The 26,158-nt window shown below is 29.0% G+C and carries 19 protein-coding genes and 1 pseudogene; 8 read left to right on the forward strand and 12 right to left on the reverse strand.

Annotated elements, in window-relative coordinates; all coding sequences use genetic code 11:
• The first annotated feature begins 122 nt into the window (after positions 1-122).
• Both Q0O83_RS02810 and Q0O83_RS02815 read left to right on the forward strand, forming a co-directional pair.
• A complete protein-coding gene (locus Q0O83_RS02810; RefSeq protein WP_294094013.1) occupies positions 123-701 on the forward strand; it encodes a nitroreductase family protein in 579 nt (192 codons plus the stop codon).
• A gap of 12 nt (positions 702-713) precedes the next feature.
• Positions 714-1,400 carry an SIMPL domain-containing protein gene (locus tag Q0O83_RS02815; RefSeq protein ID WP_294094015.1) on the forward strand — a complete coding sequence of 229 codons (687 nt, stop codon included), beginning with the start codon at positions 714-716 and terminating at the stop codon, positions 1,398-1,400.
• Positions 1,401-1,467: 67 nt separating this feature from the next.
• Here Q0O83_RS02815 and Q0O83_RS02820 read toward each other — a convergent pair whose 3' ends face one another.
• From Q0O83_RS02820 to Q0O83_RS02845, 6 genes are all read right to left on the reverse strand, one after another.
• Entirely contained in the window at positions 1,468-1,935 is a 468-nt protein-coding gene (locus Q0O83_RS02820; RefSeq protein WP_294094018.1) for a DUF2628 domain-containing protein, read from the reverse strand.
• Positions 1,936-1,952: 17 nt separating this feature from the next.
• Positions 1,953-3,095 (reverse strand): GNAT family N-acetyltransferase, encoded by a 1,143-nt coding sequence (locus Q0O83_RS02825; RefSeq protein WP_294094019.1) that lies wholly within the window; start codon positions 3,093-3,095, stop codon positions 1,953-1,955.
• 62 nt (positions 3,096-3,157) lie between these two features.
• Entirely contained in the window at positions 3,158-4,576 is a 1,419-nt protein-coding gene (locus Q0O83_RS02830) for a leucyl aminopeptidase (protein WP_294094020.1), read from the reverse strand.
• Between the two features lie 36 nt (positions 4,577-4,612).
• Complete coding sequence (locus tag Q0O83_RS02835) at positions 4,613-5,461, reverse strand: phosphatidylglycerol lysyltransferase domain-containing protein (protein WP_294094021.1); 849 nt, start codon at positions 5,459-5,461, stop codon at positions 4,613-4,615.
• A 105-nt stretch (positions 5,462-5,566) separates the two neighbouring features.
• Positions 5,567-6,403: a zinc metalloprotease HtpX gene (gene htpX / locus Q0O83_RS02840; protein ID WP_294094022.1), complete on the reverse strand. Its 837-nt coding sequence runs from the start codon at positions 6,401-6,403 to the stop codon at positions 5,567-5,569.
• An 86-nt stretch (positions 6,404-6,489) separates the two neighbouring features.
• Positions 6,490-8,082: an FAD-binding protein gene (locus Q0O83_RS02845; protein ID WP_294094023.1), complete on the reverse strand. Its 1,593-nt coding sequence runs from the start codon at positions 8,080-8,082 to the stop codon at positions 6,490-6,492.
• A gap of 142 nt (positions 8,083-8,224) precedes the next feature.
• On the opposite strand from Q0O83_RS02845, the gene aroB reads away from it, so the two are divergent.
• The 6 genes and pseudogenes from aroB to selB all read left to right on the forward strand — a co-directional run bounded on the left by aroB (position 8,225) and on the right by selB (position 16,003).
• Positions 8,225-10,204, forward strand: a complete 1,980-nt coding sequence (gene aroB / locus Q0O83_RS02850; protein ID WP_294094024.1) for a 3-dehydroquinate synthase — start codon at positions 8,225-8,227, stop codon at positions 10,202-10,204.
• A gap of 112 nt (positions 10,205-10,316) precedes the next feature.
• Positions 10,317-10,430, forward strand: a pseudogene (locus Q0O83_RS02855) (MerR family DNA-binding transcriptional regulator); the annotation flags it as partial.
• Positions 10,431-10,440: 10 nt separating this feature from the next.
• The gene (locus Q0O83_RS02860) at positions 10,441-11,556 is read left to right on the forward strand and encodes a transposase (RefSeq protein WP_294094025.1); all 1,116 of its coding nucleotides are present in this window, start codon (positions 10,441-10,443) and stop codon (positions 11,554-11,556) included.
• A 167-nt stretch (positions 11,557-11,723) separates the two neighbouring features.
• Positions 11,724-12,749, forward strand: coding sequence for a selenide, water dikinase SelD (gene selD, locus Q0O83_RS02865; protein WP_294094026.1), 1,026 nt, complete (start codon positions 11,724-11,726; stop codon positions 12,747-12,749).
• Positions 12,750-12,758: 9 nt separating this feature from the next.
• Positions 12,759-14,150 (forward strand): L-seryl-tRNA(Sec) selenium transferase, encoded by a 1,392-nt coding sequence (gene selA, locus Q0O83_RS02870; protein WP_294094027.1) that lies wholly within the window; start codon positions 12,759-12,761, stop codon positions 14,148-14,150.
• Positions 14,147-16,003: a selenocysteine-specific translation elongation factor gene (gene selB / locus Q0O83_RS02875; RefSeq protein ID WP_294094028.1), complete on the forward strand. Its 1,857-nt coding sequence runs from the start codon at positions 14,147-14,149 to the stop codon at positions 16,001-16,003. The genes selA and selB overlap by 4 nt, the downstream gene beginning before the upstream one ends.
• Before the next feature lie 36 nt (positions 16,004-16,039).
• Here the strand turns inward: selB and Q0O83_RS02880 are convergent, their stop codons facing one another.
• The 6 genes from Q0O83_RS02880 to Q0O83_RS02905 form a co-directional block, all read right to left on the reverse strand.
• Positions 16,040-17,521, reverse strand: a complete 1,482-nt coding sequence (locus tag Q0O83_RS02880) for a bifunctional UDP-sugar hydrolase/5'-nucleotidase (protein ID WP_294094030.1) — start codon at positions 17,519-17,521, stop codon at positions 16,040-16,042.
• A 424-nt stretch (positions 17,522-17,945) separates the two neighbouring features.
• Positions 17,946-18,800, reverse strand: a complete 855-nt coding sequence (locus Q0O83_RS02885) for an HNH endonuclease signature motif containing protein (RefSeq protein ID WP_294094031.1) — start codon at positions 18,798-18,800, stop codon at positions 17,946-17,948.
• Positions 18,787-19,509 (reverse strand): OmpA family protein, encoded by a 723-nt coding sequence (locus tag Q0O83_RS02890; RefSeq protein ID WP_294094033.1) that lies wholly within the window; start codon positions 19,507-19,509, stop codon positions 18,787-18,789. The genes Q0O83_RS02885 and Q0O83_RS02890 overlap by 14 nt, the downstream gene beginning before the upstream one ends.
• Before the next feature lie 4 nt (positions 19,510-19,513).
• Positions 19,514-21,442 carry a hypothetical protein gene (locus Q0O83_RS02895; protein WP_294094034.1) on the reverse strand — a complete coding sequence of 643 codons (1,929 nt, stop codon included), beginning with the start codon at positions 21,440-21,442 and terminating at the stop codon, positions 19,514-19,516.
• Between the two features lie 425 nt (positions 21,443-21,867).
• Positions 21,868-25,269: a hypothetical protein gene (locus Q0O83_RS02900; protein ID WP_294094035.1), complete on the reverse strand. Its 3,402-nt coding sequence runs from the start codon at positions 25,267-25,269 to the stop codon at positions 21,868-21,870.
• Positions 25,269-26,156 (reverse strand): DUF4007 family protein, encoded by an 888-nt coding sequence (locus tag Q0O83_RS02905; RefSeq protein ID WP_294094036.1) that lies wholly within the window; start codon positions 26,154-26,156, stop codon positions 25,269-25,271. Before Q0O83_RS02905 ends, Q0O83_RS02900 begins: the two co-directional genes overlap by 1 nt.
• Positions 26,157-26,158 lie beyond the last annotated feature (2 nt).

Here is a 26,158-nt window from a genome sequence, read left to right on the forward strand (position 1 = left end):
TTCTGACAAATAATAACCTATTTTATAATAACTTACAGTAATTGTCTACTTTTTCCTCTTCAGATGTTGACTTTTTACTATTTTTAAAGTAGTATTGATTTAAAATGCTAAGGAGGTTTTTTATGTTAGATGAATTACTATTAAAGACTCGTTCTTACAGAACATTTGATTCAACAGAGATTGATTTTGATACTTTAGAACAAATGATTAATGCCGCTAGATTAGGTGGATCAGCTAGAAACAGTCAAACATTAAGGTATACTTTAGTAAACTCGACAAGTTTATGCCACAAAATATTCCCACACACAGCTTGGGCAGGTGCTATTCCTTGGAGCCCTACTTTAGAAGAGGGACCTAAAGCTTATATTTTAATAAGTAGTTTAAAAGACTCACCTTTACCTCCTGTAACTTTAGGAATGGATATCGGAATCGCTTCTCAAAATATTCTTTTGAAAGCAACTGAACTTAATTTAGGTGGATGTTTAATTGGTTCTTTTAATAAAATGGAGATTCCACAAATTGTAGATTTAGATACTGAGAAATATGTTCCTCAAATTTTAGTTGCTTTAGGTAAACCTACTGATAAAGTAATTCTTACTGAAGGAAATGAGGGAAATCTAAAGTATCATAGAGATTTAGAAACTAATACTCATTATGTTCCTAAGCTACCATTAAAAACTTTAATATTAAAAAAATTCTAGGAGGTTTTAATTATGAAAAAAATAGTAACTTCTATATTTATTTTGGCATCTTCTATAGGTTTTGCTAATGATACGCCAACAATATCTGTTACAGGAACAGGTACTGTCTCTGGAAAGCCTGATACATTTTCACTTATAGCTACTGTCGAAACTTCGGATAAAGAATCAGAGTCAGCTATCAATCAAAATACAACTATAATTAATAATACTGTAAAACTTTTAAAAAAAGCTGGTTTAAAAGATAGTAATCTAAAAACTGAAAACTATACTTTAAACTATAGAACTGACTACAATACAAATAATAATTCAAATAGTGATATGAAATATTTTGTTAGAAATCAAATAACAATCACAAGCAGTGATTTAAAAAATGCAGGTGATATTCTAACAGCCTTAAATAAAGGTGGAGTAAATAATATTGGTGAAGTTAACTTCTATATTGCAGATAGAAAAGAGCTTGAAAACAAAGCTTATAAATTAGCTTATGAAGATGCTAAATCTAAAGCTTCTTTAATTGCAAATCTAGAAAACTTAAATGTAACTCCTAAAAATATTGATTTAAACTTCAACTCACCTAGAACGCTTCCATTTATGCTTAATGGTTCATTCAAAGGTGATAGTGCTCCTATTCCAGTAACTGTTCCAAGTAACATTGAAGTTACTGCTAGTTTAAACGTTACTTTCTATATGGAGAAATAATTTTTTCAAACAAATTAATAAAGCTAGACAAGTTAAAGATTATAACTTATCTAGCTTATTTTTTAGTTTAATAATACAAGGTAATTCCTAAATAAAAATCTAATAAGACTTGAAACACAATGGCTAAGAACGCCAATAAGACTACGCCTAATAGACTCGTTCCACAATCTTTATCCTCGGGTTCAAACTCACATCTTTGAAGAACTTTCTTAGCTTTATTATAATATATATCATTTGCTTTAAAACCTATAAATACTCTAATAATAAGAGTTAATATCATTCCAATCATATAAAATTTTGTTTTTATAAGAACTAAGATTGTTAATAAGTTTATTGAGATATTTACTATAACTAAAACGATTGCCCAAGTGTACATTTTTCTGTAAGCAAACCATAGAGCTTCAAATAAAAATGCAGCAAAATTAAATTTAATCCTCTCACTTCTCCAAGCTTCTAAATAATATTTTGAACTACCTCTTACAAAGTCTTCTAAACTTCCGAGGTGTTTATCTACATAGTCTACTCTATCTCCCATGGCTCCTCCTTCAACAATTAAAAGTCTTGGTTAAAATAGTTTACTTTCTCCTTAAATATTCTACTCAACTTCTTCTCTTTATCCTTATTTTTTATGTAAAAACTTTCTATTTTTTTCAAAGAGTTAAAATCTCTAAATCCATATGCCAGTGTTGCTAAATCTTTTATTACTAAACTGATATCAAAATCACCTTTTGTTTTCTCTACACCATCTTTCGTAAGTTTATATACTCCTGTATTTTCAGATATATAATCATCTTGGATATAGATAGATAGCTCTTCATTCTCAAACAACTCTTTTGAAAGTCTATGTAAAGTTTTTTCCACTCTCAATATTCTAGCTTGAACTTTATTTTTCAAAGTTTTAGTTATACCATTTTCACTTTTAAAATAATCCTCTAAATATGTATTTTCAGGTAAAACTATTTCAACTTTAGATGCGTAATCCTTATACCCATAAACAACTGCAAGTAGTGTTTCTAAAGCATCTTTCTCTTTAAACAGAAGTTCTTTTATAAAAACATTTTCAGTTCTAATCATACTCATATATCCATTTATTTTTCCAGAGATATCATAACTCAAGTATACATTTCCCTCTTCAACAAATATTTCTGACAATATTTCTTTATAGTCCTCTTTCTCTCTAGCTACACTTATATAAAAATCTTTTGAAACCTCTCTATAAAAATCTTTCAATTGAATCAAAAGATTTTCATTATAGTTTTCCTCTGAAATTTTTTGTACTCTAAACTCTTTTTTCATACTTTCTAATTTTGAAAAAGGTAACTCATACTTCGAAAGTTTCGAAATAAAACCAAAACCAAATCTTTCATATATATTTTTGTCAATTGGAGTTAAATATAAAAACTCCTCTCCATATTCATAAGCCTCTTTTAAAGTTTGTATAAGAAGAGATTTCATAACTCCCTCTCCTCTTTTTTCTGGAGCTACTCCTATACCAACTAGATAACGTCCTAAAAATCTATCTCTATCAACCGATAGATGATAACTATTTTGAAATAACATCCCTATCGGTTTTTCATTTTCTAGTTGCACTCTTGTCGTTTTCTCTTTGTATATATTTTGAAAATACCACTCTATGTACTCCCACTCATCTTGAAAAAGATCTCTCCACATTTTTTTTAATTCAATCTCTAACATAATCTTTCACCTCTTTATAGAAGAAAAGGTGAGTATAATTCCTTATCTCACCTTTCAATTTTTTATCTATTTTTTACATAGCTATAAAGTGCTTTTACTCCCACACCAGTAGCTCCTTTTTTAACCCACTTCACACTGCTATTAAATGATGTTCCAGCGATATCCATATGTATCCAAGGTAACCCTTCAGCAAATCCTTCTAGGAACTTAGCAGCTGTTATAGATCCACCCATTCTTCCACCAGTATGCTTTATATCTGCAACTGTTGATTTAAGTTGCTCGTTATACTCATCAAACAGTGGCATTCTCCAAACTTTTTCACCATGTAATCTACTTGCATCCTCTAGCATTGAATATTTCTCATCACAGTTTGAAAATACTCCCGTTGTTAAACTTCCTAAAGCAACCATTATAGCTCCTGTTAAAGTTGCTACATCCACAATCTCTGTAACTTTCTCATTTCTTACAGCGTACGTTATTGCATCAGCTAAGGCTAATCTTCCCTCTGCATCTGTATTTATAATCTCGACTGTTTTTCCATTCATTGATTTTATAATATCTCCAGGTCTGTATGCATTTTCATTTATTGCATTTTCACAAGCTGGAACAATTGCCACTACATTTCTCTCAACTTTTCCTGCGGCAATAGCACACATAGCACCTATAACAGAAGCCGCTCCTGCCATATCACTTTTCATTTCAAACATAGAATCTGCTGGTTTTATACAAAGACCACCTGTATCATAAGTCAATCCTTTTCCAACTAATCCAATTCTCTCATCACTATTTTTCCCATTTAAATACTTCATAACAATCAGTCTTGGTTTTGTAATTGAAGCTCTTCCTACAGCTAGTAATAGATTCATATCTAGTTTTTCCATATCATTTTCATCTAGAACCTCTACTTCAAACCCATATTTTGCTCCTAACTCTACAACTCTTTGTGCTAAAGTAAGTGGATTGATAATATTTGCTGGTAAATCAACTAAATCTCTTGCGATATCTGTAGCCTCTCCTAAGAAAATAGTTTCAGAAATATTTTTTTCCTCTCCTGCTACGAATAACTCAACTTCTAACTTTTCAGCTTTTTTCTCTTTAAATGTATCAAAAGAGTAGTTTACATTTGATACTATCTCTCCTAAAACTTCGTGATTTGAAAGAATAGCTTTATCTGAAGATATTAAAACTGATCCCTTCTCTTTAGATAAGAAATCAAACATCACTTCTCTATATACATCAAAAGTGAACTCTTCCTCTTTTCCCATTCCAAGTAAAGCCATTGAAATTAAGTTCTCTTTTTCTAAAAAGTCTACTTTTAATATCTCACCTTTTTTTCCTGAGAACTCTTTTTTATCTATCAATCTCTTTATTAACGCTCTGTTTTCTGCTGAAATATGTTCACAAATCTCTACCCCACCATCAAACACTAAAGCAACATTTAAATCATAACTTTTCCCTATCTTGTTAATAACCTTAAACATAAAATCCCTCCTTAGTTTTCTATTTAGTAAATCGTTTTAAATACTATATTTTTTCAAAAATTTAATCGGTTGATATGATAATTTTGCCTCTCTCAAACCTAAACTTCCAAAATCATCCTCTCTATTTAAAAATTCGACATCTGGAAACTCCTCTCTAGCAAGAAGCATATTTATCATCTGATAACTTCCCATATATTCGAAATCTCCCTTTTCTATATGAACAACACCCATATTTTCTGTTAACTTCTCGCCAATTGCATAAGCTACAATTCTGTTATCTACCTTTAAAACTCCACCTCTCAATTTCAGTTTCTCATAGTTATTTAAAACTCCTTCAATTCCTAGAGTTTCAGATAAGATTATCTCATCCTCTTTTCTATTTTCACTCCATTTTTGTTGAAAAGCTCTAACCTCTTCAATATTAATATCTGAAATTTTTTCATATGTATACTCATATGTTTTTATAAATTTATTCACTTTATTTTTTTTCGAAGAAAATTTTCTTCCTTTTAAAAATGCTAAATCTTCTCTTGAATAGATATAATCAAAGGAATCTCTCTCCTCTTTCAATTCAAAATCATCCTCTAAAAACTGTGCATACTCCTCAGGAATAAATACTAGTTTTCCATTTTTGTTTTTTATCCATTTAACTGCATCTATTATTTTTTTCTGATTTCTCTCTCTAGAAATTGGTGCAAAGTAATACTCTTTTCCTTCGTAATAACCTCTTATATAAAGAACATCATCTTGAATTGCGTATTCTATATTTTCGCTAAAACTCCATAAATAAAAATTTGTAAAGTTTAGATCTGATGTCTCAAATCTATTTTCTAAAAATTCGTTAATTTCAGCTCTACTTTCTGTTAATAACCTCTTCCAGTTCATTATTCTACACCGCCTTTATATACTATTAAAAGTATATAACAATACACAAGCTCTTGTCAATTAGTTGTAAAATAAAAAAGAGTCAGACTAATCTGACTCTACCTATTAATTCATCTCTTCTAATCTTCTTATTCTTTCAGCTGTACTTGGATGTGTACTAAATAGATTCGCCATCTTACTACCTGCTAACGGAGAAACAATAAACATATTCTCAGTTGCTGGTGCTGCATCCATAGGGATTCTTGTTGCGTATGACTCCAATTTTCTTAAAGCGTTAGCTAAGTATCTTGGGTGTCCAGCTACTTTTGCACCAAATTTATCAGCTTTATACTCTCTACTTCTTGAAATAGCCATTTGAATCAACATTGCTGCTAATGGAGCAAATATACTTATAGCTAAAAGTCCAAAAATTCCACCATGATTATCGTCATCATCTCTTCTTCCACCACCAAAAATTGCAGCCCACTTTGCCATATTTGCCATATATGCAATAGCTCCAGCTAATGTTGCAGCCACACTCTGAATCAAGATATCTCTATTTGAAACATGTCCTAACTCATGGCCTATAACTCCTGCTAACTCATTATCATCCATTAACTCTACCAATCCTCTTGTTACAGCTACTGCTGCATGGTGAGGGTTTCTTCCAGTTGCAAATGCATTTGGTTGACTTTCATTTATCATATAAACTTTTGGCATAGGTAATCCTGCGCTCTCAGCCAATTTTTTAGTTATCCAATACACCTTATGGTTTTCTGGTAACTCCTGTGCTTTATACATAGATAACACAATTTTATCACTAAACCAATATGATACAAAGTTCATCACTCCTGCAAAAACTAAGGCTATTGTCATTCCATTTCTTCCACCTATAGCTCCACCTATAAATAGCAATAGGAAAGTCATTACTAGCATTAATATAAATGTTTTAAATCCTTGCATTTTAAACCTCCAGATTCTTTTTGACTTTTCTATAAAATACCATACTTTTTATATTTTGTAAATAATAATGGAGCTATATATTTCCTCTATTTTAGAGACTCCGCAGCTTCCTCTCCTGCTAAACGTCCAAACACTACTGCTCCACTATATGCTGCACTCGTACTAGTTACTTCTCCAGCTGCATATAATCCTTTTACTACTGCTCCATCGTTATCTAAAACTCTTGTCTTTTCATCAGCAACAACTCCACCCTTTGTCATATGAACAGCTGATTGGACCTTAGCACCATAGTATGGTCCCTCTTTTTTTAAATTTTCTGTTGAGGCTTTTAATGATTCAAGTGGAATATTTAATTTTTTTGATAACTCATCTATTGTATCCGCCTTTGTATGTAATTCTAAATCTGTATGTTTTTGTAAACGATAGAATGACTCATAAAGATTTTGATCATATATATAATAAGCATAACTTCCTGTTTGAGCCTCTATAGACTTAGCTCTTTCCATACTTGTCGGTTTATCTTTTAAGAAGGTCTTTCCCTCTTGATTAACTAATACATAATCATTTCCTCCACCTGTTAAATCTCTACTAGGAACAAGAATAAATGAAAAAATACTTAATACATCTAGGTTCTCCATCTTTAAATTATTTTTTTCAAACACAGGTATAAAATCTCCTGTTGCCGACATCTGATTTGATGTTGCTAACGTTTCAGAGCCAGAAGCATATTTTGCCAATAAATCTTTATTATGAGAAAATCCTCCTGTTGCTAATACAACAGCTTTTGCATTTATATCATAAAAGTTATTTTTGTTTTGTACTTTTATTCCTACTACTTCTCCATTTTTTATAACTAAATCCAATCCCTTTGTTCCTGTTCTAACATCTATTCCAAGCTCTTTAACTTTTTTTTCAAGTCCATCTTGAATCTCTTCTCCTGCATAAGCATTTTTCTCTGCCATATGATTTCTTAATCCATAGTTATGATTTAACTCTATCCCCATTCCTCTTAGCCATTTATCTAATACAAAAGCCCCTTCAGCCTGAGCTTTTGTTCTTTCAATAGTATCCATTTTATTAGCTTTATCTTTTATAAAACTTTCCACAGTATCAAAAGTTCCGTTTGCCTTTTGTGCTTCAGAATTTATCATATCAAAAAAATTCATATCAAACTTTCCGTTTCCACTTAATATATCTAATTTTTCAATCAAAATTATATTGTTCGCTCCCGCTTCTTTTGCTGAAATTGCTGCTGCTAATCCAGCAGGTCCCCCTCCAACTATAACTATATCTGTATTTACAGCCTCTAAATATGCTATTGGTTGCTCAGGTAAATTTGTTTTCATAGTTATTGTTCCATAATCTTTTCCTGCAGATTTTAAAGCTTGAGCAACCGCTCTTTTTACTCCTAATGATGTATATGATGCCCCACTAACACTATCCACTATTGGAGTTTGTTCTTTTAAAATTCTTTCTTTTAAAATAGGAAAAGCTCTTTTTACAACTGGTGAAGTTTCCTTATGTGAAAGCAATTCTAAATCTAAAATCTTCTCCCCTTTAGTTTTTACATTTACTTTTAGCTCTCCACCATACCCATTTCCTTTTCCAATAAACTCTTTTTCACTTTGAGCCATTAAGAGTGTACTCACTGCCATCAAAAATAAAACCTTCTTTTTCATCCAATCCCCTCCACATTCTTTTCTATGTTCAAATTATATTGTTATTTGTTTATTATGTAAACATTTTTTTGCTGAATTTGCTTTTTTCTGATAAAAATATTATACTCTATAATGTAACAACAAAAAATAAAAGGAGAGTTCTATGAAAAATTTAGTTATGAAAACCTCTATAAATTCATACGACATTCTTATTGGACAAAATACAATAAATAGACTTAATGAGTTTACTGAAAATTACGACAAAATACTACTTTTAACAAATAAAACTATTGGCGATTTACATGCTCATAAAGTTTTATCAAATTTACCAAAAAAGAAAACCTATACATATAAAATTGAAGATGGTGAAGTTCATAAAAATATGGATACCACAATGGAGATATATTCATTTTTAATAGAAAATAATTTTTCTAGAAATTCATTAATTATCTGTCTTGGTGGTGGAGTGGTTTGTGACTTAGGTGGCTTTATCGCCTCTACTTTTATGAGAGGATTGGATTTTTTACAAGTTCCAACATCTTTACTAGCTCAAGTTGACGCAAGTATTGGTGGAAAGGTGGCTATAAATCACACTCTTGGAAAAAATTTAATCGGTGCTTTCAAACAACCAATAGCTGTTATTATTGATATCGATTTTTTAAAAACACTTCCACAATGTCAGTTTAAATCTGGAATGGGAGAAGTTATAAAACACAGTATAATATCTACTGATAAATCTTATCAGAAATTCCTTATAGATTCATACCGAGAGATTTTAAAACTAAAACCTGAAGTTTTAATTGAGATGATTTACGAATCTTGTAAAATAAAAAAAGATTTCGTTGAAAGAGATGAGTTTGAAAAAGCTGATAGAGCATTTCTAAATCTTGGCCACACTTACGGTCACGCTTTAGAAACACTTTTTGACTATGAATACATGTCTCACGGTGAAGGAGTTGCCAAAGGAATTATATTTGAACTTCAAATTTCAAAACTTTTAGGTTTTGTAGATGATAACTATATAAACTCTATTGTTGAACTTTTCAAACTTTATAGAATAGATTCAACTCCTATTAATATAGATGAGGAAACTTTGATAAACGTGATGAAAAAAGATAAAAAAAATAGTCATAGTAAAATTAAGTTTATCATAGATAAAAATAGTGTATTTGAAAATCTACCTATTGAAAAAGAGACTATTTTAGAAGCGAATAGATATTTTAAAAACAGATTTTTAAAAGGTGTCATCGATATTGGAACTAACTCATGTAGAATTTTCATTGCTGAAGTTGAAAAAACTAATAATAAAATTGAGATAATAACTTCAATTTTTAAAGATTTAGAAGTTTCTAGACTTGGAAAAAACTTAAATCAAACTGGTTTACTTTCTAAAGAATCTATTGAAAAAACATATGAGATTATTAAAAGGTTTAAAGAAAAGTCTGATTCTATGGGTGTTACAGAACTTATCGCTTTTGCTACTGCTGCAACTAGAGAAGCAAGTAATGGAATTATGTTTGTTCAAGGGATTAAAAACGAATTTGATATAAATACTCTTGTTATTCCTGGTGAAATCGAAGCAAAATTAAGCTTCAACGGAAACAGTAATATCTATAGAGAGAAAATTGCTACTATTGACGTTGGTGGAGGAAGTAGTGAAATAACTATTGGAAACTACAATGGGATTGATTATATTAAAAGCTTCCCGATAGGAGTTGTAAAATTAACTGAGATGTTCTTTGCTGATGAAAATTACAATGAAGAAACTCTGCTTTCAGCTCGTAACTATCTTAAAGGATTCTTTAATGAGCTAACTAAATTTAGTCAAAACTCATTTAAAATAATTGGAGTAGCTGGAACAGTAACTACAAATGTAAGCATTGTTAAAAGGCTTCCTAAATTTATAGAAAGTGAAGTTAATGGACATGTTTTAACTAAACTAGACTTAGAGGAAAATCTTTTCCTATTTTTAAGTAAAAATTTAGACGACCGTAAAAAAATAGTTGGATTAGAACCTAATAGAGCTGATGTAATTATAGCTGGAAATCTTATTTTACTTACACTTTTAGAGATTTTAAATAAAACTACTATCACAGTATCTACCGTTGATAATTTAGAGGGCGGTATGGTATTAAACATATAAATATGGTATAATTTAAAAATTCATTTCAGAATTGATAGAGGAGGCAAATAACTGTTGAAATAAATCTATAGATTTGTATAAAAATATAGTATAATTTTGTAGAGGTGATTAAATGGAATTTATTTTAATAGGAGAATTTGCTAAAAAAATTGGTGTAACTATTCAAACTTTAAGAAATTGGGATAAAACAGGTAAACTAAAACCTAGCCATATTTCTAAAAGTGGATTGATTAAAGATGATCTTAGCCAAGAAGATTAGATTAAAACCTAATAAAAATCAGGAGATTCTTCTTTGGCAATCTGTAGGAACGGCAAGATTCATATATAACTGGACTTTAGCAAGACAGAAAGAAAATTATGAGAGTGGTGGAAAGTTTTTAAGCGATAATGAGTTAAGAAAAGAGATAACAGTATTAAAAAAAACAGAGCTAAGTTGGTTAAATAATGTTTCAAACAATGTAGCTAAACAGGCAGTAAAAGACGCTTGTAACAGTTATAAAAGTTTTTTTAAAAAGCAAACTGGATTTCCTAAATTTAAAAGTAAAAAAAAATCTAAACCTAGTTTCTATAATGATACTGATAAACTTAAAGTAAAAGAAAAGCTAGTTTTAATAGAAAAAGTTGGTTGGATTAAAACCGCTGAACAAGTTCCAATAGATGTTAAATACACAAATCCTAGAATTAGTTTTGATGGAAAATATTGGTATATCTCTGTAGGAATAGAAAGAGAAAATAACATTTTAGAATTAAGTGATATTTCACTAGGGATAGATTTAGGTGTTAAGGATTTAGCAACTTGTTCTACCGGTAAAGTATATAAAAATATAAATAAGAAAAAAACTATTAAAAAATTGAAAAAGAAGTTAAAAAGACTTCAAAAACAGGTTTCACGAAAATATGAAAAATCTAGGGAGGTGACAAACCGTTATCATAAGAGCCAAAATATCGTGAAACTAGAGAAAAAAATAAGGCTCGTTCATAGAAGAATTTCTAATATTAGAAACAATAATCTTCATCAAATTACTAATGAGATAGTGAAAACCAAGCCATCTCGAATTGTAATGGAAGATTTAAATGTGAAAGGTATGATGAAAAATAAGCATCTCTCAAAGGCAATAGCTGAACAAAATTTCTATAAGTTTATAACTTATATGAAATATAAGGCTGAATTTAATGGAATAGAGTTTATACAAGTACCTAGATTTTATCCGAGTAGTAAAACTTGTTCAAAGTGTGGAACTATTAAGAAAGATTTAAAACTTTCTGACAGAGTTTTCAAATGCGAATGTGGTCATATTATGGATAGAGATTTAAATGCAAGTATAAATTTAAGCAATTATAGAGTTTCCTAAAGAAGAAAACTATAATATGTACCGTTCGTTATGCGGGAATTTAAGCCTTCTGAGAGTTATATACACTAAAGTAGATAAAGTGATTTATTGAAATAGAATTCTATGAACAAGGAATTGAACCTATAAAACTTTATAGAGTTTTATAGGTTTATGATAACGGATAACTTATGAAACTTTTATTAGATAGATGTTCAATCGGTGGTTGAGCAAGCAAAATAGGACCGGAGGTTCTTTCGAATTTATTAAAAAATCTTCCGAGTGTGGAAGATAAAAATCTTATCGTAGGATTTGAAAAATCAGATGACGCTGCTATATACAAACTAACAGATGATATAGCTTTAATACAGACTTTAGATTTCTTCACTCCTATGATTGATGACCCGTATATATTCGGGCAAATCGCTGCTGCAAACTCTTTAAGTGATGTTTATGCTATGGGTGGTGAACCTAGAACAGCAATGAACATCGTTTGTTTCCCTGAAAAGGAGAATATTGAAATCTTAGGTGAGATTTTAAGAGGTGGAGCAGAGAAAATAGCTGAATCAGGTGCTGTCCTAAGTGGTGGACACTCTATTCACGACCCTGAAATAAAGTATGGATTATCCGTAACTGGATTAGTTCATCCAGATAAAGTTTTTAAAAATTATGGTTCTGAAGATGGAGATGTTTTAATTATTACAAAACCTTTAGGAACTGGTATTATCTCAACAGCAACAAAAGTTGAGACTTTGTCTGAAGAGGTAAAAAATGAGTGGGTTGAGGTTATGACTACCTTAAACAAATACTCTGCTGAGATTATTAAAAACTACCCTGTATCAGCATGTACAGATATTACTGGATTTGGATTTTTAGGTCATGCCTATGAAATGGCTGTAGCATCTGAAAAAACATTTACATTAGAAGCAGAGCTTATTCCATACATAGACATTGCAAGAGATTTTGCTAAAGAGTTTTATATAAACTCTATGGGACAAAAAAATAGAAACTACCTAAACGATAAAGTGGATATATCATCTGTTCCATTCTGGCTACAAGAGATTATGTTAGATCCTCAAACTTCTGGTGGATTACTATTCTCTCTACCTTCAAAATATGCTGCAGAAGTTATGGAAAAACTGAATAACTTAAAAATAAAATCAGCGTTAATTGGAACTGTTGATAAATTTACTGGAAAATATATTGTAGTTAGATAAGGGGAAAATATGAATAATAAGCAAACTCTTTTAAGAAACCTGCCAAAAGTAGATAAAATAATTGATCTACTTAAAGAGAAAGAGTTTTTTAAAGATAAACCATATAAAGAGATTTATGATGCTGTAAATGAAACTATCAATCTTTTTAGAAAAAATATTTTAAATGAAACTATCTCTAGCTACTCGTTAGATGATATAGAGATTGAGATTACTAAATTATTATCAAAAAATTTAGAATTCAATCTAAAAAGAGTTATAAATGGAACTGGAACTATTCTACACACAAACCTTGGAAGAGCTCTTTTCTCTAAAGAGTTAATAGAGCATCTTTCAAACTCACTTACTGGATATAGCAACTTAGAGTTCGATTTGAAAACTGGAGAAAGAGGAAGCAGATACTCTCACGTTGAAGATCTTATAGCTAAAGTTACTGGAGCTGAAGCAGCTCTTGTTGTAAATAACAATGCTGCGGCTGTTATGCTTTGCTTAAATGAGTTCAGTAAAAATACCGAGGTTGTCATATCTAGAGGAGAACTTGTTGAAGTTGGAGGTTCTTTCAGAATCCCTGATATTATGGAGCTATCTAATGCTAAGTTAGTTGAAATTGGAACTACAAATAGAACTCACCTAGTTGATTATGAAAAAGCTATAAATGAAAATACGTCTATGCTTTTAAAGGTTCATACTTCAAACTACCATATCTCTGGGTTCACTAAATCTGTTTCTAATAAAGAGATTGCAGATTTAGCTAGAGAGAAAAATATCATCTCTATGGAAGATTTAGGTAGTGGAGTTCTTGTTGATTTTTCTAAGTATGGAATTAAAAAAGAGCCAACTATTTTTGATTCTATCGAATCAGGAATGGATTTAATAACTTTCAGTGGTGATAAACTTCTTGGCGGACCTCAATGTGGAGTTATCATAGGTAAAAAATCTTTAATAAATAGACTTAAAAAAAATCAATTTTTAAGAGCTTTTAGAGTTTGTAAAATGACTATAACTGCACTTGAATTTGTTTTTAAACAATACTGTGATGAAAAAGTTGCAGTTGAAAAAAATCCTACATTAAATAGAATCTTAGAACCATTAGAAAACGTTTTAGATAGAGCTAATATTTTAAAAAATCTATTAGAAACTCTTAATATTGATTCTGATATCATTAAGACATCTGCAATTATAGGTGGAGGTTCAATGCCTGATGCAAGTATTGAAAGCTATGGTGTTCTTATAAAATCTCTAGATTCTATGCAGTTGAATAGATTTTTCTTAAAAGCTTCTACACCAATTGTAGGCAGAATTCAAAACAACTATTTTATTATAGACTTAAAAACTATTCACAGTGATGAATACTCAATTATTTTAGATAATTTTAAAGCTTTTTTAGAAAGTAGAAGTTTATGAGAAATTGGGTTATTGGAACTGCGGGACATATCGACCACGGAAAAACAACTTTAGTAAAAATGTTAACAAATATTGATACGGATAATCTGAAAGAGGAAAAAGAAAGGGGCATGACCATAGATCTTGGTTTTGCCCCTCTCCTTACACCCGATGGAAATACTATCAGTATCATTGATGTTCCAGGACATGAAAAATTTATAAAAAATATGGTAGCTGGTGCTAAAGGAATAGACTTCGTTCTTTTCCTTATAGCTGCTGATGATGGAATTATGCCACAAACTATTGAGCATAAAGAGATTTTAAAGCTACTCGGAGTTAATAAAGGTATTCTTGTCTTATCTAAAATAGATTTAGTTAGTGATTCTAGAGTTTCAGAACTTAAAGCTGAAATCTCTCAAACGTTTTCAGATGGCTATTTCAACGATTTTCCAATTGTTGAAGTCAGCTCTAAAGATTCTTTAAGTTATAAAAATCTCTACAACCTTATTATCTCTGAGCTAAACTCTTTTTCAAACTCTGAAAAATATAACTTTGAGACTTCTTCTTTCAGATTGGACATTGATAAAATCTACTCTCCTAAAGGAGTTGGGACTATTGTCAGTGGTACCTCTATTGGAAACATAAAAAAAAATGATAGTTTAACTATTTTTCCACAAAATCAAAAAGTTAAAATAAAAGCAATTCAAGTACACGGAAAAGAGGTAGAAGAAGTTTTCTCCCACCAAAGATGTGCTCTCAATATTAGTAATATAAATGCAAAAGATATTGCTAGAGGTAATATTCTTACCAACAACGCATCTCTTGTTTGCACAAAAATATTGGATGTATTATTCTCTAAAATATCTACTGATAAAATCCCAAAGAACAACACAAAAATAAGATTAAATATTGGAACTGCTGAATATTACGGAAAACTAAAATATCTTAAAGATGAATATTCGGATGATATTTTTTTCCAACTAATAATGGATGAATATATCTGTATTGACTTTGATGATATTGGAATACTTAGAAGCCTCGCTCAATCTGAACTATTAGGTGGTATTAGAGTTTTAAATCCAAATGCTGTTTCAACTAAAAAAAACAATGCCAAATATCTTAAAAAATTAAACTATCTTTTAAATAAAAAGATCAATTTTTCTGAATACCTCTTAGAGGAAGGTTATTTCGTTTCTATTCAAAATTTAAAAAAAGAGTTCAATTTAAAAGATATCGATGTTTCGAAAGAGAGTGATATCCTTTTATTTTCAGATGAAGATTTATTGATTCATAAAAATAACTTTGAAAAAATAAAATGTGAAATTTCACTTTATCTAGATAATTTTCATAAGCAGAACCCACTGAGTAATGGTGTGTCATCAGCTACCATCAACAACATATTTTTTAATAATCTCAATTTAATTAAACTGTTTTCTGAAGTCTTTAAAGAGGTAGATGGGTTTATATCTTTAAAAAACTTTAAGGTTAAGCTGTCTAAAGATGAAAAAAAGATGAAAGATGAAATCTTCTTCATTTTAAAAAAAGAAAAATTTAATGGGATTAATAAAAAAGATTTAGATAATCTTTTTAAGAATCGATTGTTTAAAAATATGTTTATGTATCTTTTAAATAATAAATTTATAATAGAGATAGGTGAGATTTTTATTTTAAATGGTTTCTATAAAGAGGCTTTAACTCAGCTAAACATCTTCTTTAATAATCATGATAAAATTACTCTTGCTCAATTTAGAAATCTTTTAAATTGTAGTCGAAAAATTGCTTTAATATATCTTGAGGAATTTGATAAAAATAAGGTAACTACAAAAATAGATGATTATAGAGTTTTACTTCAAAGGAAAAAGAGAGCAGATTGATAACTGCTCTCTTTTTGACTTCATTCTATCCCTATCCTATTTAACTATAATTCTATTTTCAAGTTTTGGATTCAACTCTTTCTTCTCTTTTACATAATCTATGAAAATATCAGAATCGATAACTTTTTCTGAATCTATCTCGACTGTTCCAACTGGATTTTTTAACATCTCAAACCCATCTCCTCCATTTTTTATATATAGAGGTAATGCAACCGTGTAAACTTTATCTAATATAATCGGCTTGCCATCTATTTTTACAGATATAACTCTTTCTCCAACTTTATTCTCTGGTTTGTATTCATATTTTAATCCAGATACCTGTAAGAATCTTCCTGATTTTTTTTCTACGCTACTTACACCATGTTCTATAGCTTCTACTATCGTTTTACCAGTATATTCAAAAGCTCCAACTTTATTTGAAAACGGAAGTAAAGATATAGCATCTTTCAACTTGAATTGTCCTGCATCTATATTAGCTCTCAATCCACCACCATTCATAAACCCTATCTCAGTTTTGAAATGATTTCTATACGCATCTGCAATTAGATTTCCAACATTACTCTCTTCATATCTAGCATGGTGATTCTCTCCAAAACCTGAATCTAATTTAACCTTTGCCTCAGCAATCACAATCCCTAAATCTTTTTCCAATTTATCCCTATAATAATTTTCTAACTTTAATAACTCTTTATCAGATTCTACAGAGTTATTTAACGGAATAAACGACAAGTTTTGTGATATTTTACCATCGTTTTCTTTTATAATTTCAACTTTTACAATAGAACCCATATTTCCTTGAGGTGACACAATTGGCTTTTCACCAACATAAGTTACATAGTTATACTTTTCAGATTTCTCTTCTGCTAAAATTGAGTTAATCTCTGGAAATTTTTCTAAAATTTCAATATTTAGTTCTGGCTCTGACTGAGTCAGTAAAACTATAAAATCTACTTTTTCTTTTTTTAACTTATTTAAATTCTCTTCAATACTCTTAAATATATCAGCTTGATATATCTCTGTTGTTTGAATTGTTGTGCTCATTCCATCTGTAGTTCCTAGAAAACCTATTTTTAAATCTCCAAACTGCTTTACAATATACTCTTTTGATTTATTGAACGATTCTCCTGAGCTTTCTTTCAAATTACTTGAAATCCATTCGAAGTTTGATTTATTCACTAAATTTCTAGCTTCTGTCACTCCAAAATCAAATTCATGCTGTCCAAAGTTAGATATATCTATCTCAATTTTATTAAAAGCTTCAATCATAGGAAAACCATGATAAATAGCTCCGAATAAAACTCCTCCTCCTAAATCTCCACCTTGAAGAACTAAGGTATTTTTATTTTCTTCACGAACTTTATCAATTACAGTTTTAGCTCTCGCTACCCCCCCTCTTTCACCGTGTTTATCCACCACTGGGTAAATTACATGTGAATCGTTAAAATATAATAGTGTTGCCTTTTCCTGAGCCATCACTATCGATGAAAGTAATAAAAAACCACATAAAAATCTTTTCAAAATATTTCCCTCCAAAACCTTTTTTTCTAAGAAAATAAACAATGTTCACAACATTATATATTCAAAAAAAATCTCTGTCAATTTCATTAACAACATTTATACAATTTAATACATATTTAATCAAACTTTTTCAGTCTCAAAAAACGTCTAATAGTTATAATAATAGTTAGAAGAGTAAAGTTTTTAAAAGTTTCAGTATTAAAAAAGCCATCACACAGATTCAGAGTTGTTTATTATTAAATAAATTGTGCAATCTAAATCTAACTATTATGAGAAATAGATTTAAAGTTAGTAAGTTTTGTTTTAATTTTTAAGGCATTGTTTTTACGAGTTTTAAGGTTATTTAAACGGAAGATTTTCAAAGAATTAAATATTTAGTAGAAATAGAGGGATTTGTGATGGTTGCCCTCTATTTTTTATTGCACTAGAACTTTATATATCTACTAAACTTAGGATTAGTTAACATATGGCCATGCATAGGTTTTTTACTATGACAGGTCACACAAACCACTTCTAAATTTGTTGCTTTATTATTTGATTTTACTCCATCTACATGATGAACATGCAGTTCATTTGTATCTTTTGAACAATCTTTTCCACAATCTTGGCAGATAAACCTCTTACTTTTTTTATAGTCAAAACTTATTTTACTCCATTCCTCTGCGTACTCATTTAATGGTTGAGAGCTTGAAGTATGAGTTGGTTCTATATAAATCTCTGTATTGTATTCATCTAAAAATTCTTTTACATTAAAACTGTTAAAAATATGATCTTTCAAATTATATGACGAACTATAACCTTTATAATTTAAATTTCCTAAACAATATTTACACACATTTAATTCTAATTCTATATCTCTTTTAACTACTTTTCCATTTAAAGTTTTATTCAATAAGAAAATCCCGTCATTCCTCTGACTTACAACATATCTATCATACCTTTTACTTTTGTGCATTTTATCTAAAGCCTGGCACCAAGAAAGATGAAATTTAGGAAAAGATGACATATCATTTTCATCCTTCACATAATTCCCCATAAAGTCTCTTATATACACAAGCATCTTTTGCCCAGGGAAATCTTTATGTTCTAACGTCTTATCTTTTGCTACAACTAATTCATCAAATGATATATCTAAACCCTTTGTTTTTATATTACTAAGCTTTAGCTCTTTCATAATAGCTTCTGAACTCTGAAAATTTGGCTTAAAATCCTCTGAAATCCCCATACTTTTTCTTATTTTTTTAAAAGCTAAAAACTCATTAAAATTAATTAATTTCATTTTTTTCGCCTCTTTCTCTATCATTCTTTGCCAGTATTTGATCTATCTTTTGTTCAGCTTTTGTCCTTATTCTAAACTCAACTCTTCTAGACATTTTCTTATCCTCTATACCCTTAGTTATAATTCTTTTACTATATGACAATCCATTCGCAGTTACTTTTTCTATCATAAACTTCTCATGCTTTCTCATTCTAGGTAGTGTCATTACATATTGCAAAGTTGTTCTCGTTCTATTTTGTGATAGCTCCATATTTTTAAAATAAGAGTCCATAGGAGATGAATTTCTTGTCCACTCTGTTGATGTATGCCCTTCTATTCTCACCTCTTCAATTTCACTTTCAAACTTTTTAGAATTTAATATTGTTATATATCTTGGGAAAAAATCATTTAATATATTTTTAAACCCATCATTTAATTCGCTACTTCCTTGCTGAAAAAATATATCTGGTTCTCTGAATTTTATTGATAATGTTTCTTCATCTATATAAGCATTCCAGTCATTTAAATCGGTTTGGAACTCCTTAAAAAGCTCTTGATAAATTGATATCTTTATTTTTCTATAATCTTCGGCTAAGTCAGTCATACCTTGTTTTTCTTTTGCCACCTGTGACATAAAAGATATTGCGATAAACATAAATATAATCATCAATCCTGACATTAAGTCTGATATAGACGGCCAAAAGTCATCATTTTGTATGTATTTATTCATTTAATTACCCTACCTTTTTTGCCAAGTTAATTAACTTTTGAAGCTCTATAGTCAGTGGAGTATAATCACTAACAAATTTCTCTGAAACAGCTGCTAATTGATTTCCTAAAGACTCTAGAGATGTATTTAACGTTACTCCTAAAGCTTTATTTATATTTTCAACACTTGTTTGTACATTTGAGTTGTTATTTTCAACCATTACTTGAATATTATCAGATATTTTTTTAGTCAGTGTAAATCCTTCATTTTCAAATCTAACAATTGCTTTTTCAGTTGCTATAATCTGCTCTTCCATAGCTCTTATATTAAGTTCACTCACCCCTGAAATACTTGCTGTTAAATCTTTTAAAGATGTTACAACTTCTTCTTGTTGTTTTTTTATACTTTCTGTCGAAATCTGTGTTAACTCTTTAATTGAATTTCTTACTGAAACAATTTGATTATTATTCTCATCTATATTTTTCGAAATCCCATTTGATACACTACCTGCTGTTAACAGTAAATCATCCATAGATGATTTTATAGAATTTTGTATACTATTAATATATCCTATAGATTCTGATGATTTCTCTTCAAAGTGATCTGATAATTTTGATATATTTTCTACAGCTTTTTGATTAACTAAATTTATTTTTTGTAGTATATTTTCTGATGATTTATTCACTTCTTCAATACTTTTTTCAGTTGTTACGACCACATGATTAGTTATCTTGTCCGTGGCTAAAACTGTATGCTCTAATAACTTCGAATCAACGTCAATTATATATCCCTCTACATTTTTTATACTTTCTAATGTTTTTTCTTTTAACTCTGATGTATACACATCTAAATTTGGAATTAACTCCTTTGCTTCTTTAGATATTTTATTTAAGATTTCGATAGAATTATTTAAAGTTTGCTGCTGAGTATCAAAGGTTACTATTTTATCTCCAAGTTTATTTGCAATTTCAACTATTGATGAACTTCTTTCATTTATCTCAACAACTAAATCTCTAGCCATGATCATTCCATTATAAAGTTCTACTTGATTCTCATTTGTTTTTTCAATTGTTTCTTTATAATGAACTTGCCACTCCAATAATTTTTCTACTGCATAATTTAAGTGCTTAAAGTTTTCACCAAATTGCTCTTGCAGTTGATTATTCAAGTCTCTTATACACTCTTGAATAGCTTCTGTAAAAGCTTTCATATTATTTTCAGCCATATTTTTAGCAAAAATTCTAAACTCTTCAATTAAAACATTATTTCCTCTTTCTATCTCTGTACTAATTGCATTGTTTGTCTTTACTAAGTTATCCAGTTGATTCCCCATATTTTCAAGCCCTATATTCAATCTTTCCTGAGCAGTCTCTTGAGCTTTTATCATACTCTCTCTTAAAATTTTCATTTGACCTACAAGAGATGTTGGTTTATCTCCTGTTAATTCTTGAACTAGAGATTCAATTGCTACTCTACTTACCTCTGATGTTTTCTGTGTATTTTCTTTTATATCGACTATTGCTTCAACAACTTGTTTGTTACTTTGAACAATCGCTTCTTTCATTTCAAACATTAATGTTGCTATTTTTTCTAAAGAAACCTCTCCAACATTCTCTTTTTCATTTCTTATTGCTTCTTTTATCATCTTTGATTGAAATGATTTTAAAATATTTGATAAAACTAATCCAACTAAAGATGTAAAGAAGGCAGTTTTCATCCCTTCTAAAAGTTTTGGTATACTTTTGTCTAAGTTTACAGTGTCAAATTCTAATAATCCCATAAAAATTCCAAAAAATGTTCCTATGATTCCTAATCCTGCTATTAAGTTAGGTATTGTTGTACTCTCTTTCGGCTTTGAAAGTATTTTCTTTAATGATATTAAAAATAATCCTACCATTAACACTCCAAATACAATATTCGTTGGTTCTAATATTTGTTTAAAAAAACTGTTCATTCGCTCTCCTTTAACTTCTGTAATTTTATTGTGTAAATTTCTAAATTATTATAACATAAAAAATGCCACAATAAAAATACTGTGACATCCTTTTATAACAACTCTATATTCTGAACAATCCCTCTATTAGAACTTCCTTAAATCTGATTACACCATTTGAAATCCCTCTCTAATCAACAGGTTTAAGAAGTGTTTCTAATAGGTTTTTAGGGTGTTTTAAAGCTTTTTATAGCATGTTTTTTCCACCCGACTTCTTATAAGACCGTTTTTTTTCGTTGGGCTTAAAATCAAAATAAAAGCGTCATTTTTATGGACCTTTTTTGAAAATATACCATTTCAAAAAACTCTGTCCTTAAAAACGAACTATTACTTATTTAGTGCTTTAATATGAGTACTTTTCGAATTAGATTTAGTTATCAATATATCTACATATCCTTCAATATCTCTAATAAAATCGACTTTTTCTCTTCCTCTTTAAGAGCCATACCCATAGATTTAATAGTTGCTTCTAACTTCGTCTTCAACATCTTTCCAATCGCTGTATGCTCTTTCATGATCTCCAATACAACTCTCTCTCCATTTGATATAATTTGAACAGAGTTTTCAGAATCAACATTCTCAACTTTTTCCCTTACAGTTAAAAACTCTTTCATCTTATTTTCAAAATCAGTTATATCCTCTAAGCTCGACCAATTTTCATAACTAAATCCTTTTATTTTAGCAGTAATATCTAGTATGAATCTTCTATCTCCAGTATATCTATATTTTTTTAACCATGTTTTAATACCGTTATCTAAAATGCTATCCTCTTTTTGCCAACTTTCTAAAGCTTCTTTTAAGTCAATCTCTCCTTTTAACTGGTCTATTATTAAGAGTTTTAGTTGCTCTTCAATTTTTAACTTTTCATCCTCTAAATAAGTCATCTCAGAGTTTACTAACGAGATAACTTCATCATAACTTTTAGCTCTAGCTCTTTTAGGTAACTCTTCAAATAAAAACTTATATGGATCTTTATCTTGGAATAAACCTTTAAATACTTTTGAAAGTAGTTTACAGTTATCTAAAGAAACTCTGTTTATCAATCTACTTAAAGAGTAGAAGTAACTCTTTAATCCTTCAACTATACCGTTCTCTATATCTAAACTATCTACAAAGTAGATTCCTAAACTTTTCATCAACTCATTTAAATATCTTTCCTCTTCTTCACTTTTCTCAACATAAGTCAGATAGTACTTCTCAGGATTTTTTTCGATTTTTTCAATCAGATCTCCACTTAAATTTTCTTTTTGTTTATTTTGATTTTCAATTATTAAAAGACTATTTTTATTTTTTATTAAAAGTACACCTAAAAACAAAGTAAAAATACCACTTCTTAATCCATAAGCTCTTTTATCACTTGTATAATCTAAATATAGCTCTTCTAATTGGCACTCTTCATTTTGTAATCTATTTAAAATTTCATCACTTAGCTCCTGCCATTCATCTTTAAGTATTACCTCTGTTTCACCAATAGATATAATTTTGCTTAAAACAGTTCTTGCTACTGAATTTATTGCTCCTGTTTCTAGGTAAAAACTGTCTTCTAATAATATTTTATCTCCTTCTAACAACATTTGAAGAAGTGTCGTCCTAACCTTTTTCATTGGAGTACTTATTTTATCTTTATTTAACAACTCATAGTTTATAGGAATATAATTCTTAAATTTTTCATTTAAATAATAATATGTCACTTGAAGTAAATCTTTTTCTATTTGAGTTTTTCCTAAGTACGTTATCTCTCTCTCATCTTTAGAGAAATACCTATTCAGTTCCTCTTTTAAAGTTTGAATCAACTCCCCTTTATATAAACTATACTCCTCTAAAATAGCCTTATTGTTATAATTTTTCTCCAATAAAACTAAACATTCAATGGCTTCTAACTCTTTTAAAATTCCATCTATTTTTAAATTAGAATTTTTTATATTTGATACAATAATAATATCTTTTAATTTTAAAGAGGTCTTTATAGAATCATAATCTAAAGCTTTTGATATATTTGTTAAATAAACAACCCTACCATCTACTTTATCTTTCAACTTATCTAAATAACCTATGTTTGAACAATCTAAATATATTTGCTGGAAATATCTTGTTATATCCATTTCAAAATTGTATTTAACAGGATAATAGAAATCGAGCTCTATAAATTTATTCAATGATTCAGTTAGATTTAGACTGTGTAATTTGTTTATTACATACTCTTTAATCTCCTTTTGAATATTTATATCGCTATCCTCTACAATCTTGTAATGTCTCTTATTTCTTTTAAAACTTATTATATTCTCATTTTCTAAATCTTTTACAATTTTATCTAACTCAATATCATCAATATTTAAAGATAACTTTAAAATCTCCTTTGTTGGCGGGATTTCAATTGGTCTATTGTATATCTGTAACATACCCAAAGTTTTCAGGAATTTTATATGATTAGAATCTTTTACTAAGTTTAAAGCTTTTTTAGTATTAAAATAGCTTTTATACTCTAAACTTTCATGATTTAAAAACTTAAAGTTTTCTTCAAAATAATCGTATATTCTATCTAGCCCCACTATAAAATCATCTTTTAATACACTCTCTAAACCTTTAACATCTCCAGAACTTAGAAAAGCAAACATAGTTCTTTCATTTTGGGCAATCTTTTGAGATAACTCCGGTAATATATATGCTGTTAAATAGTTTAAAGGATAAAAATTTTTTACTGTTTTATCAACAGTTTCAGTTAACAAATTAGATTCAGTAAGATTTTTAATATAGTTATTAAACTGTTCTATATTTTGGTTATAAAACGCTTCAAACCCATCTTTTTTATAAACTACTTGTGACAATATACTCAAAGAAGTAACTTTATCATAAGTCATCTGCTCTTTATGAAATCTTCCACTTACCTTTTCCCATTCAAATATATTATCTTCTCTATTCAATTTATTTGTATACTGGAAAATATCTTTATGAGTTATTAAAAATAGATATGACAAAGCTTCAGAGTTACAGTATTCTGCCATATCCTGTATCTCTTTTACATCAACTTTGTTTATATTTGATTCCAAATATCTTCCAAACTCATCAAAAACATAGATAACACCTTTATATGATGTCGTTTCAATAACTTTCTCCTCAAAATCTTTCAGTAAGTCTACAATTTGGAAATTAGATTCATAGTTTACAAATTCTTCTCCATAAAAAATCTCTTTATATAACTCTTTAAATATTTTTATAGCATTAGAGTTATTATTTTGAAGCTGAAGCTCTATTTTTTCTAAGTTTATATCTCTTTTTAATAAAGCTTCTTCAAATTTAAAAATTATATCTGAATAGTTCTTTTTCCAAGATTCAATTTTATCTAAAATTATTTTACTTTCCAGATTTAAACTTATATTCAAATCTTCCTTTTTTATAACTTCTAGTATCCCGTGTAGCACTGATTTTTCATAGTTAGAGTATCTATCTTTTGCAAATACTACTAAATATTTTTGTTCATTAAGCTTTGAATATATCTCTTTTATTGGGAACTTTTCCTCAGCTCTATTTAAAAATATATCTATCTTACTTTTATTTTCTACTGATAAAAGATTTAGTAATACCGAAAGAAAATATGACTTTCCACTTCCATATGCTCCTGATAAAATATATGATCCATTTTTTTTATTCAAAACTCCTTTTGTAAGTTTTGCTAAAAGCTTTATATTTTTCTCTGTAGGAATATATGAATTAATTTTCTCGTTATCTTTGTAATCTCTCTCAATATTTACTGAAAACCCTACTTTTGTAATCTCTATTACTTTATCCATCAAACTAACTCACTTTCTAGTATTTTTTTTACGACTTCTTTCTCTGAATATCTCTTTGTATCTATAGTTATATTTTGTAATCCTGCTGCTCTATCTACAGATAACTCATTTTGGAACTCTAACTCCTGTATAGTTTTCTCAAAATTAAGATAACTCATCTTCACTATTTTATTTACATACTCGTAAGCTTCTTTTATTGTTATTTGATTTACAATTCCCATCTTTTTAGATTTTCTATAAAGTAAATAGTATATCATGTAATCAGAAATATCTTTTCTTTCTATATTTTGAAATTTAAACTCACCATTAATCTCTTTTAAATAATTTAGTCTTACAAATGGAGAAACTATATTTTCTTCTGGATTAACACTCTCTTTAGAATCTTTATAATATGTTTTTATAAAAACATTTATTGTATCTAAAACCATTCTGCTTGAAAACTTACTTCCATTCTCTATATAGTAAAGCTCTATACTCTTTTCCAAACTCTCTTTTGTAAATGTAGCACCTTCAGGTAATGAAAAAGCTTTCTCCCAAACTAGAGCTTTCTCTTTTTCTTTCAAAAAAATATTTGAATGTAAAATCCATAAACTGTTATTATTTTGTAAGTATGGATCTAATTCAAAAACGACTTTCATACTTTCACTTAACTCTATACTTTTAGCTTTTTTTTCAAGAATACCTAAAAAATCAGCCCAAAACTTTATAGATTCTACCATCTTACTTCCTACACCCAAGATATCTATTGCATTTATTAAGTTAGCTTTAGAGAAAAATGAACTTTCTATTTTTTTATTTACATCTTGTTCAAACACCTTGTAAAATAGTTTATTTATCCAGTTCTCTCTGACATAAAAAGAACTATGACCACTCATTATAATTTTCATTT

The sequence above is a fragment of the uncultured Cetobacterium sp. genome (assembly GCF_945952365.1).
Taxonomy (GTDB): Bacteria; Fusobacteriota; Fusobacteriia; order Fusobacteriales; family Fusobacteriaceae; genus Cetobacterium_A.